Source organism: Flavobacteriaceae bacterium HL-DH10, from assembly GCA_031826515.1.
In the GTDB taxonomy this organism is placed as follows: domain Bacteria; phylum Bacteroidota; class Bacteroidia; order Flavobacteriales; family Flavobacteriaceae; genus Thalassobellus; species Thalassobellus suaedae.
In genome coordinates, this window is sequence record CP134536.1 from 2,173,219 (window position 1) to 2,193,646 (window position 20,428).

The following is a 20,428-nucleotide window of genomic DNA, read 5'->3' on the forward strand; positions in this document are numbered from 1 at the left end:
CACTAGCATGCGTAAAATTATACTTTCCGTTATTGGAATTTTATTAATAGTGCTTTCTTTTTTATTTGCCAAAAAACTTATTGCAGACAAACATAAGCCTAAACCTGTTAAGGAAAAAGTTGTAAAAACTGTATTTACAGATACCGTTTTAAATGGGACTGTTCAAATTATTATTCCAGCAAATGGAAGTTTAGTTGCAAAGCGACGTATAGAACTTTATGCAGAAGTACAAGGTGTTTTTAAAACAGGAAGTAAACTCTTTAAACCTGGTCAAAAGTATAACCAAGACGAAAATTTAATTCGAATAGATGCTTCTGAGCATTATGCAAGCGTCCAGTCTTCAAAAAGTAATCTATACAATACTATTGCTGCAATTATGCCAGATTTAAGGTTAGATTTCCCCGAAGTTTATCAAAAATGGCAAGACTATCTTAATAGTTTCGATTTAAGTAAAACAACACCAGAATTACCTAAAATGACTTCCGACAAGGAAAACTATTTTATTACTGGACGAGGTATTGTTTCAAGTTATTACAATGTTAAAAACTTAGAGCGGCGTTTATCTAAATACAATATAAAGGCACCATTTTCAGGAATTTTAACAGAAGCTTTAGTCACAGAAGGTTCTTTAATACGAAGTGGTCAAAAATTAGGTGAATTTATAGATACATCGGTCTATGAAATGGAAGTGGCCTTAAGTAAAAGTTATGCAAGTTTATTAAAAGTTGGTGAAGCCGTTGTACTTTCTAATTTAGATAGAACAGAAACTTATAAAGGCAATGTTGCTAGAGTAAATGGGAGTATAGATGCTGCAACACAAACCATTACCGCTTACATAGATGTTAAGGATGATACCCTAAAAGAAGGTATGTATTTAGAAGCTAGATTGAATGCAAAAGAAGAACAAGATGTTATAGAAATAGATAGGAATCTATTATTAGAAACAAACGAGATTTTTATTGTGCGTGATAGTTTGTTAGATGTTATACCAGCAAAACCAGTTTATTTTTCAGATACTAAAGTCGTATTGAAAAATATACCAAATGGAACAATTATACTTAAAAAACCAGTTCCGGGAGCATTTGCAGGCATGCTTGTTAAACCTTTTGAAAATTCAGTTAAAAAGGCAGATAAATAATGAGAAAGTTAATCGCTTATTTTATTAAGTATCACGTAGCCGTAAATATTTTTATTATTGCCTTTTTTGCGTTTGGTATTATTGGTGTGTTATCGCTTAAGTCTTCTTTTTTTCCTTTAGTAGATTCTAAAATTATTAATGTTAATGTTGCATATCCAGGTGCCTCACCACAAGAAATAGAAGAAGGTGTGGTCCTTAAAATAGAAGATAATCTTAACGGATTAAGAGGTGTAGATCGAGTAACATCGGTGTCTCGTGAGAATAGTGGGACTATAACGGTTGAAATTGAAAAAGGCGAAAATATAGATTTTATGCTTTTGGAGGTTAAAAATGCGGTTGATAGAGTGCCGTCTTTTCCAACAGGTATGGAACCCCTTATTGTTGCAAAACGTGAAGAAGTACGACAAACAATTTCTTTTGCTTTAAGTGGGAAAGCTATTCCATTAGCTACTTTAAAGCAGTTAGGTAGACAAGTAGAAAATGATTTGCGTGCCATTGATGGGATTTCGCAAATTGAGGTTACGGGTTATCCTGAAGAAGAAATTGAAATAGCTGTTAACGAAACAAGTTTGCTAGCTTATAATATAAGTTTTACAGATGTTGCACAAGCAGTTAGCGCGTCAAATATATTAGTAACTGGAGGAAATATAAAAACAGATGCTGAAGAGTATTTAATTCGAGCAAATAACAGGTCTTATTATGGTAATGAGCTTTCAAATATTATAATAAAAGCGTCTAATGATGGTAAAATAGTACGTTTAAAAGATGTCGCTATTATTCGAGACCGTTTTTCTGAAACGCCAAACGCCACTTATTTTAATGAAGAATTAGCTGTTAATATAACCGTTACAAGTACTAATAATGAAGATTTAATTTCTTCGGCAGATAAAGTTAAAGACTATATAGAAGGCTATAATCAAAGCCATAATAATGTTAGACTAGATATTGTTAGAGATTTATCAGTTACCTTAAATCAGCGTACAGAGTTGCTTGTTTGGAATGCCATTATGGGAATTATTCTTGTTTTAACATTCTTGTCTTTGTTTTTAAACACACGTTTAGCATTTTGGGTAGCATTTGGGCTTCCAATATCGTTTTTAGGTATGTTTATTTTTGCAGGTCAATTTGATGTGACTATAAATGTATTATCGCTTTTTGGGATGATAATTGTTATTGGTATTTTGGTTGATGATGGTATTGTAATTGCCGAAAATATTTATCAGCATTACGAAAAAGGGAAAACACCTATTCAAGCTGCTATAGATGGAACTATGGAAGTTATTCCTCCTGTTGTTTCAGCTATAATAACGACGCTTTTGGCGTTTTCATTATTCTTGTTTCTTGATAGTAGAATAGGTGAGTTTTTTGGTGAAGTTTCTGTTATTGTGATTCTAACTTTGCTAGTTTCATTAATTGAAGCTTTAATCATCTTGCCAGCTCATTTAGCACACTCTAAAGCTTTGAGAAAGCCCGTTGAGGTAGAGAATCCATCTAAAATGAAGCAATTCTTCTCTAAAATGAGGTTTGTTAATAAGATAGGAGATAGTATCATGTCTTTTTTAAGAGATAAAGTGTATAGTCCAACTTTAGATTTTGTTTTGAAATTTAAGATGTTATCATTAGGGATTTTTATAGGACTCTTAATACTTACTTTTGGATCTATTGGAGGCGGTATTATTGGAGTGACTTTATTCCCATCTGTAGCTAGTGATAGGGTTTCGGTAGAATTAGATATGCCTAATGGGACAAATGTTAAGGTTACTGATTCTATTATTTCTATGATTGAACAAAAATCATATTTGGTTAATGAAGAATTATCGGAAAAATATTTAAAGGGTACAGGAAAACAGTTGTTTGAAAATACAATTTTGACTTTAACGAGTTCGTCTAGTGCAAGGTTGAATATAAATATGTTACCAGGAGAAGAAAGGCCAGATGCCATAAACTCAAGCCTAGTTGCTAATAAACTAAGAGAGGCTGTTGGTCCTATAATTGGCACAGAACGTTTAATATTTGGTTCAGGTGGTAATTTTGGAGGTAGTCCTGTTTCAGTATCTTTATTAAGTAATAATATTAATGAATTGAAAGCTGCCAAGCTAGAATTAAAAGAAGTATTGCAAACGAATCCGTTGTTAAAAGATATTGAAGATAATGATCCGGCAGGTATTAAAGAAATTAGGTTAGAGTTAAAAGAAAGTGCTTATTTATTGGGTTTAGACTTAAGAACAGTTATGATCCAAGTACGTGCTGGTTTTTTTGGTACACAGGCGCAACGTTTTCAACGCGGTCAAGATGAAATTCGAGTTTGGGTGCGTTATGATAAAACGAATAGAGCATCTATAAATAATTTGGATGATATGCGCATTGTTACGCCTTCTGGAGTTCGTGTAACTTTAAAAGATATTGCTAATTATAGTATAGAAAGAGGTGATGTTGCTATTAATCATTTAATTGGGCAACGTGAAATAAAAGTATCTGCAGATTTAAAGGATCCTAGTGCAAGTGCGACTGATATTTTAGAGGATATTAAAACAAATATTATTCCACAAATACAGTCAAGATATCCTACTATTTCTGCTTCTTTTGAAGGTCAAAACAGAGAAAAAGATAAGTTAACAAGTTCCCTCGCAAGTGCAGGAATTCCAATTTTATTGCTTATTTATATTACTATTGCTTTTACTTTTAGAAGTTATAGTCAACCTCTTTTACTATTATTATTGGTGCCATTTAGTTTAACAGCAGTTGCATGGGGACATTGGTTGTTAGGTTTCTCAGTAAATATATTGTCGCTTTTAGGGATTATTGCTTTAATAGGCATTATGGTAAATGATGGTTTAGTATTAATAGGTAAGTTTAATTCGAATTTAAAAGAAGGGATGACCTTTGATTTAGCACTTTCTGAAGCAGGAAAATCCCGTTTTAGAGCTATTTTCTTAACCTCGTTAACAACGGTTGCGGGTTTAGCCCCGCTACTACTTGAAAAAAGTAGACAAGCACAATTTTTAAAACCTATGGCTATATCTATTTCTTTCGGGATTGCTTATGCAACTATATTAACATTATTAGTTTTGCCATTATTTTTAGCTTTTAGTAATGGTATTAAAAAGAATGTAAAGTGGTTGGCAACCGGAAACACCATTACAAAAGAAGAAGTAGAACGCGCTATTAAAGAACAAAAAGAAGAGCATGAATATTAAGTTTGTTTTTTTAAGTATGTTATTAATGCTGCAAGCATCTGTGTTTGCACAAGAATTGCTAAGCCCGGAAAAAGCAGTAGTCTTAGCTTTGAAAAATAATTACGGCATTAAGTTAGCTCATACAGATGTTGAAATTGCTAATAATAATGCAGGTATTTTAAATTCAGGTTATTTACCAACGTTAAACGGAAATGCTGGAGCAACTTATAATTCAAATAATACAGAAGCTGAGTTTTCAGATGGACGGGTAACTACTTTAAAAGGTGCTGAAAGTTCTAGATATAATGCTTCAGTCGATTTAAATTATGTTTTATTTGATGGTTTAGGGCGTGCATATAATTATAAACAACTTAAAGAAACCCAGCAGCTTACCGGATTACAAGCACGTGAAACAATAGAAAATACTATTTTACAGCTTTTTACTGTGTACTATAATGTAGCAGAACTTACTAAAAACATTGATGCATTAACCGAAACGCTAGCCATCTCGAAAGACAGATTAATACGATCTCAATATCAATTTGATTATGGGCAAAGTACAAAATTAGCAGTACTTAATGCTGAGGTAGACATTAATAACGATAGTATTAATTTAATGAATTCGAAACAGCAATTACAGAATTATAAGCGCGATTTAAATCTTGTATTGGGAAATACAATATTAGGAGATTTTGACGTGCACACACAAGTTTCGTTTAATACATTATATAGTAGAAGTGAGCTTTTAGAAAAGACAAAAGTTAATAATATTAATTTATTGCAAATAGATAAAAATATAGCAATTAACACTTTAGGAGTCAAGTTTCAAAAGTCTAATTATTTGCCAACTGTAGGCTTAACAGGAAGTTATGGTTGGAATAAAAGTAATAATAATGCAGCATCTTTTGTTGCGGTATCAACTAATACAGGGTTCTCTGGAGGTTTGAACTTAAGTTGGAATTTATTTGATGGAGGAAGCACTATAACCCGAGTTAAGAATGCAAAAATAAATTTAGAGGCTCAAAACATTCAAAAAGAACAATTAGTTGTGTCTGTAGAACGTGATTTTAGTAATGCCTGGGACGATTATCAAAATAAATTAAGGATATTTAAACTTCAAGAAGAAAATATTAATACCTCTCAAAATAATTTTGACAGAACTCTGGAAAAGTTTAAACTCGGACAAGTAAACTCGATTGAGTTTAGACAGGCTCAACTTAATCTTCTCAATGCTGAATTAAGTAGAAATCGAGCAAAATATTTAGCTAAATTAGCTGAGTTTTATTTACTTCAATTAAGTGGCGAACTTCTAAATATCAATTTCTAAGTATATAATTTGGATTTGTTTTCTAAACCAAAAGTATTTTTTGACAGGGAATTTGGTCGTTTATCGAGAAGTAATTGTTAAAATTTATTGCAGTTCATCGAATAAAACGGGTTTTAGTCTATTAATGAGTTATCTTCGTTAAAGAATTAATCCCAAATTTATTCAAAAATGAAAACCTTAAAATTTATAGCTGTCTTTTTCTTTGTTTCAGCATACTCTTTTGCAAACGTATCGTCAAATGATAAAGATGCATTAATTGCATTATATAAAGCAACTAACGGTGCCGAATGGAACACAACGTGGGACTTAAAGGCTTCAATTGATACTTGGTATGGTGTTAAGATAGAAAATAATAAGATTGTTGAAATTAACTTGCAATTCAATAATTTACAAGGAACCTTGCCACAAGAAATAGGTAGTTTAGTTAATCTTAGAAAGATTAATTTAGGGTTTAATAAATTAGAAGGAACACTTCCCTCATCTATTAAAAACTTAAAAGAATTAACGTCTTTAGAGCTATTCATGAATAGATTTGAAGGTAATATCCCTTCAGAATTAGGAGAATTAACAAAATTAGAATCATTAAAATTATATAGTAATAAGTTTGAAGGAAATATTCCTCAATCTTTAATGCGTTTAATTAATTTAAAAGAGCTTTTATTAGGAAGTAATTTTTTAACTGGAACTATTCCAAATAATATATATGCTTTATCTAAATTAGAAAAGCTTAGTTTAATGGATAATAAATTAGAAGGTGAGATTCCAGTTGAAATTGCACAATTAACTAATTTAGAAGAGTTAATTTTGTCTACCAATAATCTTACAGGTGATTTACCATTAGAGTTTATGAATCTATCTAATTTAAATACGATTATGGTTAGCGATAATAATTTAAATCGAGAGTACGTTAGTATTTCGGGAAAAAACCCACCTAGCTTAATGATGATTGATATGGAAAACCCTACAGCTACTGTGGATATTGAAAAAGAATAGGATGTTAAATTAATTTTTTATATTTCAATTTAAGAAAAACAGATGGCAAAAATGTCTATCTGTTTTTTTTTAGTTTTATACTTATGTTAGAAAAATTTTTTACTTGTCCTTATTGCTGGGAAAGCATATCAATGTTATTAGATAATTCAATTCCTGAACAGTCTTATATTGAAGATTGTGAGATATGTTGTAATCCAATTCAAGTAACTATTAAATTTGTTAATTTAGAATTGCTACATTTTCAAGTAGATAGCATTGAACAGTAATATTTTCTAATTTTATGCTTGTAGAAACATAAAAATGATTGTATATTTGCAGTCCGAAATAATTTGGTCGGTATTATGAGCCGAAAGTTAAAAGCTAAGTAAGTTGTTTTAGGAATTAAATCGCGGGATAGAGCAGTAGGTAGCTCGTCGGGCTCATAACCCGAAGGTCACTGGTTCGAGTCCAGTTCCCGCTACAAAGTATAAAGTCAATAAACAAGCGGTTTAGTTTTCACTAAACCGTTTTTTTTATGCTTACCATTACTCAATTTCTTACATTTGCATACGATAGTGAATACGAAAGTGCATACGATTTGTCTCAAAAAAGAAATTTTTCCAATCCAAAAATCTATACTGCTAAAGGTAATTTAACCAAGCGTTGGTATGTCTATTTTTCATTTCGAGATCCTAAAACTGAAAAATTAAAACGTATCACCCCTTTTTACGGAAATGCCAACACTTATAAAACCAAAGAAGAACGTATGGAAGTTCTTATGGTTTATAGAAAAGTATTATTAAAACTTTTAATACAAGGCTTCAATCCTTTTTCAAATAATACAGAACTGTATAATAAATTACATTCTAAAAAAGTTTCTAACGACTTACCTGATACAGTTGAAGCAAAAGCAATAACACCTATCGAAAGCACAAGTGTAGAAGAACCAAAAATAAGGTTAAGAGAAGCTTTTGATTTTGGTTTAAAGTTAAAGGAAAAACTTATTAGCGAACGCACTAAAAAAGATTACGAGAATAAAATTGATAGCCTATTAAAATGGCTTGAGATAAACCATCCAAATTTAAATACTATTGATGGGCTTAATAAAAAAATCGTTTCTGGTTTTTTAAACCATATCTTAAACAAAACGTCACCTCGTAATAGAAATAATTATAGAGCAGATTTAAGCAGTATAGTACAAGTTTTAGAGGATAATGAGATTATCAAATTAAACGTTGTTAAAAAAATACCCGTTTTAAAGTCAATACCACAACGCCACAAGACTTATACTCAAGAAACACAAGAGGCTATATTTAAACACCTACAAGATACGGATCCTATACTTCTATTGTATATTAAGTTTATTTCTTATGGATTTTTAAGACCCATTGAAGTCTGTAGATTGAAATTAGAAAACATCAATTTAGATAATAAAACTATTCAATTTAAAGCAAAGAATAGTCCATTAAAAACAAAAATAATCCCTAAAATATTATATGATGCTTTACCTGATTTATCTGGATTAAAACCAGACGATTCTTTATTTACTCCAAAACAGATTGGAGGCGTGTGGGAAACAGATGAAGATAGTAAAAGAGATTATTTTACTAAACGTTTTAAAAAAATAGTAAAAGATCCTTTTAAATTAGGACTTGATTATAGTTTATATAGTTTCAGGCATACCTATATTACAAAGGTTTATAGAGCATTGGTTAAAGAGTTTGCACCATTTGAAGCTAAGAGTAAGCTCATGTTAATTTCGGGACACACATCTATGTCTGCATTAGAAAAGTATCTAAGAGATATTGATGCCGAATTACCGTCAGATTATTCAGAAATGCTAAAGAGAACTAATGAGTAAAAAATCGTTACATAAGTTTTACCTTGATTTAATTCCAAATCTAATAACGGAATTATTTTTTTTCCTACCAGAAAAGGAAATTCGAGTAGATATTATTGAAAAGCTTGATTTTTTAAAAAATCAAAATGTTCTAAACAAGGTTTATGTTTTTGATCATTATGTAGGTCCAATGGAATACAAAAAGGGTAGAAGCAATAAAAACATTTTTCTAAAGAGTGGTAAATTAGAGCAGAATATATTTCGTTTAGTAGAAAAGAAATCCGAAGTTAAGAAACAAGAGTTTTATTATGTCTTAAATAAATATTTTGAATTGGTTGAAACTTTATTTTACATGACAAATTGGATGAATACAAACTTGGTTCAAGTTGTAAAAAAGGATGATGGTATTATTGGGTTATTTCATGTGCAGTTTTTAAACTTTAAAAAACACTTCGAAGAACTAGTTAGAAATTTTTATCCTAATAGAGAAGCTATTCCCAAAGGAAATTTTAATGCACATGAGATTATAGAAACTTATTTTCCTGATATTACAAAAAGTTTTAAGCCTGCGACGAACTCAGTTATTGTTCCTAATTTTAAGGCAAGAACAAAGTCCGTCGAATTAAACCATATAGAAAACACCACCACACCACCACTACCACCACCACTCCAAAAAGCGGATAAAAAGGACAAGAAACAACTCGTTACAGAGGAAGAAGTAGAAAAACTTTTGCTTGAAACGTTTTTCAATATCAAGTAATAATATTAATTTAAGCGTAAATTAAACGTTTAAATTACGTATAATAATGAAAAAAACAGAAATTTGTTTGGAATGTGGTGATGATTTTATCCCCAAAAGGCGAGGTGTTCAAAAATTTTGCAGTAACTCTTGTAGAAGTAGGCATTGGTTATTAAAACAAAACAAGACAAAGGTTTCTAAAATACTGGAAAAACAAAAAAATCAATTGCCTGATGTAAAAAGTGGAAATAAAGCAGACGGTATGTCTTTAGCTGGAGTTGGAAATGCAGCAGTTGGAGTAGCCGTTGTAGAAGTTGTAAAAAACATATTGAAAACGGAAGATAACAAACCTGCCACTAAAAATGATATAAGAGAACTAAAAACACTAATTAATGGTGGACGATTTCTTCCCGTAAATAATGTTCCAAAAGATAGCTTTGGCAGACACCCCTACTATGATATTGAAACTGGTAATGTAGTTTTCTTTTTTATTTAAAAACATTAATATTTGTACTATAATGTTCTGCGTTATGTAACTTGAGCTTTGCTTAAAAGCGAATTTGTTACTACTTTTCTTGAAAAAATTTATTCTCTAAAGTTTCTTCTACTATGCAAATGGAACACTTTTTATGCGACGACGTAGGAGGGAAGCGTAATGTGTGTGAAATGGAATTTAGCGTTATCTTTAAGTAAAAATATATTATGACTCTTATTGTAGGATTTGTAAATAAAAAAATGGCAGTTTTAGCAGCTGATACTCAAATTTCAAGCTACAATGGTGCTCAAGAAATAATCAATAGAGCAGTAATACATAAAATTGATTTAGTAGATCATAATTTATTGTTTTCGTATTTAGGCAAGTGGGATATTTTAAACGAGGATAAGTTATCCGAGTTTAGAAAAAAACTAACTAATCGAAAAAATAAGGTTTTTTTCGCTTTTAGATTTGTGAGACGTTTAAACAGAGATGCTCTAATAATTGGCTTTTGGAATTTCGGACTAATATGGCGTTTAGTTTTTAAAGGTAAAAAAGAAAGTAAAATCAAAAAACTTGTTATAAAGAAGGGATCTTTTTATTTCAATGATCCAAACGCCAATCTTTTAAATTATGTAACAGTAGAAAGTAGAATCAAAGGTTATTTAGACGATACTTCTACTGCCTTAGAAAATTATCTATTCACAATAAATAACACAATACTTTCTGAAATTGCACAAGGTAAAGATTTGGTTATTCCAGGCTTAGTTTTAAACAATAATCGAAATACTGTAGGTGGTTATGTTACAATCTGTATCTTATTAAAAGAGACAAAATATACATTAAGAATCTTCAATAAAACAAGAGCTCATTGCTTTTTTAAACATTATCAAAATGGTAATTTACTTGATAATAATTCAAATCCATTTGGTTTAGGATTAAATCATAGCCAAATTATATATATAGATAATTTAGCAATGATATTTAAGTCAATAAATGATTCTGAAAATGAAGCTATCAAATCAAGTTTGCTGATTTTGTTACAAAATCAAATAAATCATTTGAGAGAGAATGATTTTCTCGCATGTTTTTTATTAAGACAATTAGTGATTTACATGAATAAAAAGGCTAATTTAAATCTAAACAATGTGACCTGTAATGAAGAATTTATTATTGCCGATGATAATGACCTTGAGATTGATTTCTGTAAAACTTTTTTTGATTAACTAAAACTATTTTAAAAGGTAGTGTATGCTTTCTATGACACGACGTAGGAATGAACGTAATATGTGAATAATAGTTAATTGCTATAGATTATATAATATGTTATAATTAATACTTAAAAAGGCCACACCTTCTTTTTTTTAATTTATATATTTAGTCTTTAAAATTCATATAATTTTTTTAAAGAGAATGACAAAAATTAATAGAGAAGCAGGTGATAAAACAAAAGGGTTTACTTTACAAAAACAAAGGGCTCTGGCCTTATTTTTTGACACAATAAAAAGTCATCCTAATTCTCATGTTAATGTTGCGATTGAATACCAAGGAGATGTTTTTCTACAAAATGATGAAGTTGGTTATATAGAAGAACAAAAGAATTATGAAGAATTTAGTACTTTTTCATTTAATTCTCCACAAATACTAAATACGTTAGTTTACTTTCTTGAAATATGGATCTCAGAAAAACAAAGCAATTCAATTCAATTTGGTTTTTATTCTACAAATAAAACAACTAAAGAAAATAATACTGAAAGAACTAAAAAACTTGAAATTGAATTACCCGATGACGGTTTACTAAACTTATTGATAGCCAAGGATTATGACGAAAAGAAACTAGTTCTTGATTCTGTTAGAAAATACTTAGTTGATGAATATTCAAACCAGTATTCTGAAGATGTTAATGAAGCTTTGGATGATAAATCATTAACCAATTTTTTAAATTCAATAGATTGGTTTTTTGAACAAGACAATGAAAAAGATTATGAAGAAGATATATTAAAAAAAATTAAAGATTCCGAGTTCGCTTCGAACTTAAAAAACAGTTATCATCCAAATTTTGTTTATGCAGCCTTAATGGTAGCCTTAGAAAAAAAGCAGGATGAGACAGATCCATTACTAAAATTTTTAAAAAAAGATAGTGTAGAACTTTGCTTTTTAAAAGTTTCTGCTGATGAGGAAATTAATATTAGAGCTTATAAATATTTAAACTTTAATTTTCAAGAAATAAACAAGAAAACAAAAGAATGGTTAGAATCATTCCTAAAGACTAAATATTTTTCTAATGTTAAAAACAAAAAATTTCCAGAATTATTAAAACGAAAAGTAGCAAAACATAACAATGAAGTTAAAATTATAAGAGAGAACTTAGAACAAACTAATCCCGATAAAGCTAGAAACTTAGAGGTTATAATAAAAGAGTTAGGAGATTTAATAAACGATGTGAGACCAACTTTTTTATTTGGAGAGGTTGGAAGTGGTAAAAGTACTTTGCTTGCTCACTATTATTTGCATGAAACGTCTAAGAGTGAGCTTCCAATATTTATAACATCAACATATTTAAAAGGAAAGATACCAGTTGATATTAACTCCCTAAAATCAGTATTTAATGAGTTCGTAAATAATGAATTGAATCTAGTTAATAAAATTTTTGATTTAGATTCAGTAATTCTATCGAAAAAAGAAATAACGTTAATTATTGATGGGCTTGATGAGTTTGATAGAGGTGAGGCATTTAGATTGTTAAACCATTTATTAACACTTTCAAAAGAATCAATTAATCTTAGAATAATTGCTTCTGGAAGACCACTTGAATTACAAGATGTTGTAAACTTCAATGAATGGAATTGTCTGACAACATTAGATTTAACAGAGGATGAAATAAAGCAATTACTAAAAAATGAAGCTATTGCATCGGGATTGTCTGATACTGATTCTAAAACAGATGCTTCACATAGGTTAAATATTCTAAAAACTAAACAAGAGTTATTAGCAAATGCAACAACACCATTAATTGTTTGCTTGATAAGAGATTTTCTAGATGAAAACCTTAGCTCTATGACTTTAGGAGATATTCTTTATGAAGTTGTAAAAAGAAGATTAGATTGGCATAAAGAAGACCAAAAGGAAAACTTTAAAAGATTTCTTGAAGCTTACCCAAATGTTATCCAACGAGAAATTTTTATTGCAGAAATTGCATATAAAATTCATCATTCAAAAGATGGCAAGATAAATGAGGATACTTTATTTCAAATTATAAACTCAGAAAAATTAATTCCAAAACTAACTCCAGAAAGGAATATAATTGTCAATGAGGCTATAATCTTTTTTAAAAGTAATTTTTTACAAAAAATAGGTGAAAATTATACGTTCCAATCTCATCAGTTGTTTCAATTAGCAATAGGCATTCATTTATTTAATCAAACTTTAACTGGTTCTGAATTTATATTTAAACAAGATCGCACAAATTATTGGCGAGAAATATCATATGCTAGTGCGATTGCACGAACCAAAGGTGAGAGTGCTAATCTAACTGTATATCTAAATGAATTTTTAAATGATTTAGTCACTACAAATGATAATACAGCAGCTACATCTGTTTTACTAGCAGAAGCACAAATTACTGAACTAAATATTAATTTTTTAGAAAAACTCAAGAATTTAGATTTTAGACCATTAAAATTTTGGGGTCTATCAGATTCTCTTGTTCCACACGCATATGCGTATATTTTTAAAGATATTGGAGAAGATGGTTTTAATTGGTTTTTTGAAAATTATTTAAATCCTATTCATCCTTCAAGAACAGGACATGATGATATTGCTGTTGTCGTTTTGCGATACTACTTTATTCGATTCGACTTTAATTTATCAGCTCATGACAAAAATAAATTAGAAGCTATTATTCCATTTCATCTTGCAGCAAAAACATATTCATGTAATAATTTGTTACCAGTTTTATCTTTAGGTATTCCTGATTATTTTGATGTTAAGGATAGATGTATTTTGTTAGCGACTTCTCTTAAACATGAAATAACTTACACTAGAACTAAATTATTATTAAAAAAAGAACTTGCAAAAGGAAATAATGAAGATGTTATTAATGCACTTGAAATAGCATCTACAAACAAAGACTCCAAGCCTGAAAACGCAATTAAATTATGGTTTGAATTAATTGATGTTGCTATTCCAAAATTAATATTAGATAATTGTATAGTTTTAATTTCAAAAGGTAATGATGACCTTTTTGATTCTGTTAATGATAGAATTGGAATAGAAAGGTTTTTAAGTTATTGTAGATATAATGCTTTATATGAAACTCCTATTTCGGATGCTGCAGCAATTATATTATTTAATAATAACGAACAAATTAATACTAGATTAATTGGATATCCAATTATGAAAAAATCTTCTTGGTTTGATTTTAAAGATGCTCAACGAGAAACAATCTTAGATAAAATCATTTATGACGACGAGAGAGGAGAAGAGTTTATTATTAATAATTTACCTTCTGCTAAAAGGGATTTAGGTATTCCTGAAATATATATTAAATATTTTTTAACCACATTAGTTAACTCAAATAATCTTTATATAAATGAATTATTATATGTAATTAAAAATTTAAACAAGTATTCATTATCAAGGTATCCAGCAATAAGAGAAAGCTTTATTAAGTTATTAATAAAACAGGAATACTATAATTTATTAAAAGAAACATTAAATGGTATTGATTCACATTTAAGATATAAATCAGCTTCTATATTGCTTATTTGCAATCCTGAAATGGAAAAGGAAGCTTTAGAAATAATTATAAGGTCTTCTCATAAAAGACCAAATGATTATCATGAGTGGCTAAGGTTTTGTATGAAATTGAATTTTAGTAATTCTATGCTTGATTTCATCTATAGTTTACTTGATGATCTTCCAGAGGTTTCAAAAGTTTTTGCAATCAAACTTCTTTATCATAATAATGAATATAAGCTTAATGATGAATTATTGGATGAAATGATTTCTGGGCTTTTAGGAAACGCAAGTTTTCTTGATTGGAGTGGGAATTTAAATGATGATGGAATTAAAAGAGTCCTTTCTGACGATAAATTTTATGAAGTTTTAAAAATTAAGTTGAACTCTGATAATTATAAATTAAAACAAGCAGCTGCAGATAGTTTAATCTATTATCATCAATTGAAATTAAGCTTAAAAGAAAAAGCACAATGCTATTTATTACACATACAACATTCCGATTATTCGCTAATTAATTTTCATTATAATCATCAAGATTTATTTGAAGAGAAGAGTTTTATAACTGAGTTAAAAAAATGTGTTCTAGAAATTGAGGAATTAAAGGATATTAGAAGTTTTGTTTTTTTTGAGTATTATAATGTTATTAAAGAGAATGGAAGTTGGAAAGATTTCTTTCTAGCATTGTTAAATAAAGAGAAATATTCAAATCATCATTGGATAGAAACTTTATATGGATTCTTTATCAAACTAGGTAATAATCAAGATTACAGAAATAAAATGGGTAAAGCAATTAAAGAAATAATGGATTATCCTGCTTACTCACAAGATAAGTATAACAATTTTCTTTTTCCACAATTAGCAATTTTAGCACATGAATTTGGCGAATTAACAAACTCTGAGTTAAATGATATTATACTGAACTATGTATTACCGCAAGATGAGATTGCTTGCTCTTTATTATCCAGATTGAATAATCTTCCAGAAGATTATGTTGCTAGAGGCAGAATGATTAGTCATATCCCACTTTTCTCAAATAATAATGTTACTCCCTATATTCAAATGAGTAATGAGGAACTATATGCTTTACTTGAAGATGGTGAGGATATACCTAATAACTTAATTGAGGCAATTGAAGATCAATTATTATATGGCAGCTTAACATTAGATGACTTAACGAAACTATCTACTAAAACTAGTCTATCACTCTATTTTGCAATTGTTATAGCGTTTTTTAGAAATGAAAAATGGGAAAATATAGATTTCATGAAAGCTGAAGATATTGGCAGTTTAAAGTTAGATTCAAGACAAGTGTCTCAATTTCATAAAAATATTCTATACAATATTAAGCTCATAAATATTACTGATATTAAAATAAAAGAAAAATACATAGCTTCTATACTGAAAGATATAAGTAATGTAAATACCTCTAAGGATATTGTCGATTTGTTTCACGAACTGTTTGAATTAAAGGTAGATTTCAAACCTAAGTTACTTCCGATATTATTTAATGCATTTATAGATGTTCCATATAGAATAAATCTGAGTTTCATTTATAATATAAATTCTTATTTATTAAATCATGAAAATCAAAGTGACAAAAAGGATTTGGTAATCCCTTTAAAAAAATGCTTAAAAACAATTAATAGTGGAGGAGAAGAAAGACGAGAAAACCAATATGAATTAATCTCTTGGACACTTTCATTAATTTTAATTTACTTAGAAGGAAAGTCTGATATTGATACAGAAAGAGGGTTTCTTATTGGTTTGAAAAATGCTTTTATGCAGAAAACAGGAGGTAACATATATGTAAAAGAGAATAATCAAAACCAAAGTTTCTATGGAAGAGATATATTTATACATAGTGAAATGATAATAAATCAAATTGACAATAATATTATTCAAAACATCATAAAGAATGGGGTAGATAGTAATATTCGAGAGTTAAGAGCTATTTGTAAAATTGTCTCAGCAGTAGCTGGGGAATTAAATTAAAATAAAAAATAAATTTTAAAATATAGTTTCAATCGCTATTAAATGACAATATGTCTAAAGCTAAAAGAAAAAAACAAAGAATAAAAAGACAAAAGTCAGATACTCATGTTTCCTATTCAATAGACGAGGATTTAAACATAGCTTTAAATAATTTAGCAAAAAAAAGGGTTGGAGGTGCAATAAATTTTAGAGGAATAGGTTTTCAGTTGCTTTATTCTTGTTGCACACTTTTAAATGAGTTGGATAGTTCAAACCCATCTAAATCAATAAGATTGGAAGGTATTGAAGATGTAGATATTATTACGGTTGATAACAATCAATACATTCAGCTCAAATCATCAATCAATACTATAGATGCAGGGAGTTTCTGGAAAATGGGAGTTTTAAAAAACTTCCTTGAAGCATTTAAAGTTAATCCCAATTGTATTTTAAAACTTGTCTATAACTTTAAGTTAGCAAAAGGGAAGCTTAATGATTTAGCAATTAAGAAAACAACAAATGAAACTGTTGCTTTTTGGAGACAAAAATTTGAAGATTCATCACTAGATGTATCTAATATAGACTTTGATTTTTTTATTAAAAACATAGATTTTATAAAAGTTTCTGAATCTTCTTTAATAAAAGATTGTATAAGTAACTTGCTAAAAAAGCATAATGTTAATTTAGGCACAGAAAATCAATATCTAAAAGCTCTTTTTTATAGTTCTTTTAATTGGTCAAAAGAACGTACATCAGTAAAGTATTCAGATTTAAAAATAATATTTCAATCTGTAACTGATTCTTTTTCCAAAAGCCCAACTAATCCAGCAATTGAATATAATTGGATAAAAGTAGTGAATTTTGAAAATACCGAATTGGAAGAAAAGAGTGAATATTTTGATGGAAAAGCTGCTAGACCAATTCATATTATTCAAAATTTACCAGTAAGAAGAGAAGAATGGGAAATCAAAATACTTAATAATGTGCTTGATTTTAGTACCACTATTATCAGGTCTTCTAGTGGACAAGGGAAATCTACTCTAGCTTGGTTAACAAGTCTAAAATTAAAACTTAAAGGTTTTACTATTTATGAATTAAATTATTGCAAAGAGAAAAATAATGTAGCTGGTTTATTTGACTTTATTAAATCAAGAGTTTTGATTGGGCAGTTACCAATTATTGTTATTGATGGGTTAAATAATATTGTGTCAGAATATCAAGAGTTAATATATCTAACAGCAAATTTACCTGTTAAATTCTTAATTACTATAAGGCAAATAGATTGGTATAGATATGGTCTGGATTTATCAAAAACAAGCGCTCAAATCACAGATATATCTCTATCTATAAATGAAGCAAAAAATATATTTTCAGAATTAAAAAAAAGAAATAAACTACATCATAGTGTTATCGACTGGCAATCAAATTGGGAAGCAATAGGTGCAAAAGGCTTATTGATAGAATATGTATATCTATTGACTAAAGGCGAAATGATTTCTAACCGATTAAATCAACAAATCAAAGAATTGAATTTAGAGAAAGATTCTAATACCAAACTAGAAATCCTACGACTTATTGCTATTGCTGATATTCTTAATTTAAAAATAAAGTCTATTCAATTAATAAACTATGTTCAGGAGAATATTGGTTTTATTACTGATAGAGGAGAAGTATTAAAACAACTTGAGAAAGAATACTATTTGCGATTTGATGATGAATTTATTGAAGGACTACATCCTGTTCGTTCTCAACATTTGGTAAATATATTAAATGATTATATTCCTATATCAGATACACTATTATCACTTTATAAAATCCTCACTGAAGATTTTATTTATGATTATTTTATTTCTATTCCTTTTAATATAAAGAATGAAGAAAAGGAAGATTTCTATGAAAAATTAGCAAAACTAGTCTCAAAACAAAAATTTTCTGAAATGGTTTTTGCTATTGATGGCTTAATGCACAGTGAACCTCTAAAATATTGGGAGGAAAACAAAGTAATATTTGATGAAGTTTTTGAGCATGGTGGATTAGAAATTTTTGTTAGTGATACGCTTCCATTTACCAAATTGGACACATTAGGAAATCTTGGTGAGACTTTGAGAGATAAATATCCGAGTTTGATTTTTTTTAGAGACAAAATAAAGGAATTAACCAAATACAATATAAAAGATTCTGATGTAGTTATGTTTGCCAAAAGTCTTTCCAGTCAGATTGAAATTCATAAACAAAATATAAACTCATATGAAGGTTTAGGATTCCTGATTAAATGGCTTAAACAGTTATCTGTTGCGATACCATCAACGATCGAATTTAATGATAATGAATTAATACAAGTTTTAGAAAAAGGTAATATTAATGAAGTATCAGAATTATTTAGTTATTTTCATTTATCAAATTCGAAAAGATATAAGAAATTTACTTCCAAATATAAAAATTCAATTATTGGAATACTTAAAAGAGAAACAAACACTTTAACCATAAGTGAAAATAGGAAAAATGTTCATATAGAATATTTGTTAGATAAAAATGCAGATAAAGCTAATGATTATAGTGTTTATAGAATTCAAACTGTTTATAACCTTCTTCCTTTTTATGAAAAGTATTGCACAAAGGCAATAATTCTTCCTTTTCCAAATGAAGAAATGTATAAGATAATTATTCAAAACTCAATAAAGGCAATGCCAAAGGAGAATATAGTGGATACATTTGATGTACATATTAACCAAATTTGGAATAACACAATATTAAACAACTATCGTTCAACTTCTTCTTATGAATGGCAAAATCAATATAAAGTGATAAGGGAAGAAGCTCTTAATTTTACTAAATTATGTGTTCGATATTTTGAGGCAACCATGGAAGGAAACTCATCAAAGTTTAAATCATCCTTAAATAGACTTATTGATCAAATTACAAAATTAACTACTTTATTAATTCAAAGAAAAAGTTACCCTAGACAGTCAATAAAATATTTTTATAAAGCAAAATTTATAGAAGAAGAGAATGCTATTAATGATTGGTGTTTTTCATTAAACAATACCTTAAATCAATTAGGAGACATAATTAAACCAAAGGAATTACATGATAGAAATAGGGCTTTCTTAAACTTAAAAGCAGTTAATTTTAAGTTACCATTGATGCAAAAATCTTTTCAAAAAGTTTTAGAATCATCATTTATCTATTTTAACACAACTACATTGAAATTAGATGAACAAGTTTGGTATGGAAGGCTGTTAAGTACTGTTACATTTTATATTGAATCTTTTATTAACTCTGAACGTAGTAAAGTTTTTAATTCGAAAACTACAATTAGTAATTGGTGGGAATTCCGTAATAAAAAAAGATTGGAAGAAATTCATAAAATATTAACTGATTTTGAAATGGAATCCAATTTTAAATTTTACTTGCCAAATAAAATAATTGTTGGTGAAACTATTAATGAAATTGTTATAGGCATTAGCGGAATGGATTTAGAAAATTTTGAAGATGATTTATTCTATTTAATTAAAGGATTAATAGATTTTACATCAACTGATATTGATTTTTTTAATTTTATAAACATTAATAATACAGAAGCTATTGGAAGTGGTTTTAGAGTTCAAAAAGCTTTCTTCGAAAGATTCAAAAACTTCATTGAAGTAGGGGAGTTTGAAGAAAGTGATTATGGTAATCCTATTCCAATAATTCCTGATGAAACTTTATTAGAATCTTTAGACGGTATTTTCCTTAAAAAAGTGATAGTTAATGAAAACGCGGAAGCTTTTACTAATATGATGTTCTGTGTATGGAAATTATCAGAATATAGAAATAGACTTAATAAGAAAAATGATATTGAAAATAGGTGGTTAGAAGAGAACGAAAAAGAATTTAAATTGAAGATAGAAAATCACCTTTCACAAGTAGAAATAACTAGTGATTTTAAAGATTATATAGAAGAATTCGTTGAGAATAAATTAAGTATAAATAATGAGATAATAGTTAATCATTTAAATGATCATTTAGTTTCATTAAATTAATATATTATGCAAAATAGAACCTCGATTT

The 20,428-nt window shown here is 28.5% G+C and carries 11 protein-coding genes and 1 tRNA gene; all 12 read left to right on the top strand.

The features are described 5' to 3' along the window. Window positions 1–7 precede the first annotated feature (7 nt). The 12 genes from RHP49_09435 (at window position 8) to RHP49_09490 (ending at window position 20,400) form a co-directional block, all read left to right on the top strand. The gene (locus RHP49_09435; protein ID WNH11143.1) at window positions 8–1,138 is read left to right on the top strand and encodes an HlyD family efflux transporter periplasmic adaptor subunit; all 1,131 of its coding nucleotides are present in this window, start codon (window positions 8–10) and stop codon (window positions 1,136–1,138) included. Continuing rightward, complete coding sequence (locus RHP49_09440; GenBank protein ID WNH11144.1) at window positions 1,138–4,335, top strand: efflux RND transporter permease subunit; 3,198 nt, start codon at window positions 1,138–1,140, stop codon at window positions 4,333–4,335. Before RHP49_09435 ends, RHP49_09440 begins: the two co-directional genes overlap by 1 nt. Beyond that, on the top strand, window positions 4,325–5,641 hold the full coding sequence (locus RHP49_09445) for a TolC family protein (GenBank protein ID WNH11145.1): 1,317 nt from the start codon (window positions 4,325–4,327) through the stop codon (window positions 5,639–5,641). The genes RHP49_09440 and RHP49_09445 overlap by 11 nt, the downstream gene beginning before the upstream one ends. A gap of 168 nt (window positions 5,642–5,809) precedes the next feature. After that, a complete protein-coding gene (locus RHP49_09450; protein WNH11146.1) occupies window positions 5,810–6,634 on the top strand; it encodes a Two component regulator three Y domain protein in 825 nt (274 codons plus the stop codon). Between the two features lie 83 nt (window positions 6,635–6,717). Beyond that, on the top strand, window positions 6,718–6,900 hold the full coding sequence (locus tag RHP49_09455) for a CPXCG motif-containing cysteine-rich protein (protein ID WNH11147.1): 183 nt from the start codon (window positions 6,718–6,720) through the stop codon (window positions 6,898–6,900). A gap of 121 nt (window positions 6,901–7,021) precedes the next feature. After that, window positions 7,022–7,094, top strand: a tRNA-Met gene (locus tag RHP49_09460). A 54-nt stretch (window positions 7,095–7,148) separates the two neighbouring features. Beyond that, window positions 7,149–8,474, top strand: a complete 1,326-nt coding sequence (locus RHP49_09465; GenBank protein WNH11148.1) for a site-specific integrase — start codon at window positions 7,149–7,151, stop codon at window positions 8,472–8,474. Then, window positions 8,467–9,213 carry a hypothetical protein gene (locus tag RHP49_09470; protein ID WNH11149.1) on the top strand — a complete coding sequence of 249 codons (747 nt, stop codon included), beginning with the start codon at window positions 8,467–8,469 and terminating at the stop codon, window positions 9,211–9,213. Before RHP49_09465 ends, RHP49_09470 begins: the two co-directional genes overlap by 8 nt. Window positions 9,214–9,259: 46 nt before the next feature. After that, complete coding sequence (locus RHP49_09475) at window positions 9,260–9,688, top strand: hypothetical protein (GenBank protein WNH11150.1); 429 nt, start codon at window positions 9,260–9,262, stop codon at window positions 9,686–9,688. 206 nt (window positions 9,689–9,894) lie between these two features. Further along, a complete protein-coding gene (locus tag RHP49_09480) occupies window positions 9,895–10,893 on the top strand; it encodes a hypothetical protein (GenBank protein WNH11151.1) in 999 nt (332 codons plus the stop codon). A gap of 187 nt (window positions 10,894–11,080) precedes the next feature. Continuing rightward, window positions 11,081–16,399 (top strand): hypothetical protein, encoded by a 5,319-nt coding sequence (locus RHP49_09485; GenBank protein WNH11152.1) that lies wholly within the window; start codon window positions 11,081–11,083, stop codon window positions 16,397–16,399. Between the two features lie 50 nt (window positions 16,400–16,449). Then, a complete protein-coding gene (locus tag RHP49_09490) occupies window positions 16,450–20,400 on the top strand; it encodes a hypothetical protein (GenBank protein WNH11153.1) in 3,951 nt (1,316 codons plus the stop codon). Window positions 20,401–20,428 lie beyond the last annotated feature (28 nt).

Bases quoted from the DNA above. Each gene is read 5' to 3' on its own strand.
- RHP49_09435 (WNH11143.1), top strand. From the start codon at position 8: ATGCGTAAAATTATACTTTCCGTTATTGGAATTTTATTAATAGTGCTT.
- RHP49_09440 (WNH11144.1), top strand. From the start codon at position 1,138: ATGAGAAAGTTAATCGCTTATTTTATTAAGTATCACGTAGCCGTAAAT.
- RHP49_09445 (WNH11145.1), top strand. From the start codon at position 4,325: ATGAATATTAAGTTTGTTTTTTTAAGTATGTTATTAATGCTGCAAGCA.
- RHP49_09450 (WNH11146.1), top strand. From the start codon at position 5,810: ATGAAAACCTTAAAATTTATAGCTGTCTTTTTCTTTGTTTCAGCATAC.
- RHP49_09455 (WNH11147.1), top strand. From the start codon at position 6,718: ATGTTAGAAAAATTTTTTACTTGTCCTTATTGCTGGGAAAGCATATCA.
- RHP49_09465 (WNH11148.1), top strand. From the start codon at position 7,149: ATGCTTACCATTACTCAATTTCTTACATTTGCATACGATAGTGAATAC.
- RHP49_09470 (WNH11149.1), top strand. From the start codon at position 8,467: ATGAGTAAAAAATCGTTACATAAGTTTTACCTTGATTTAATTCCAAAT.
- RHP49_09475 (WNH11150.1), top strand. From the start codon at position 9,260: ATGAAAAAAACAGAAATTTGTTTGGAATGTGGTGATGATTTTATCCCC.
- RHP49_09480 (WNH11151.1), top strand. From the start codon at position 9,895: ATGACTCTTATTGTAGGATTTGTAAATAAAAAAATGGCAGTTTTAGCA.
- RHP49_09485 (WNH11152.1), top strand. From the start codon at position 11,081: ATGACAAAAATTAATAGAGAAGCAGGTGATAAAACAAAAGGGTTTACT.
- RHP49_09490 (WNH11153.1), top strand. From the start codon at position 16,450: ATGTCTAAAGCTAAAAGAAAAAAACAAAGAATAAAAAGACAAAAGTCA.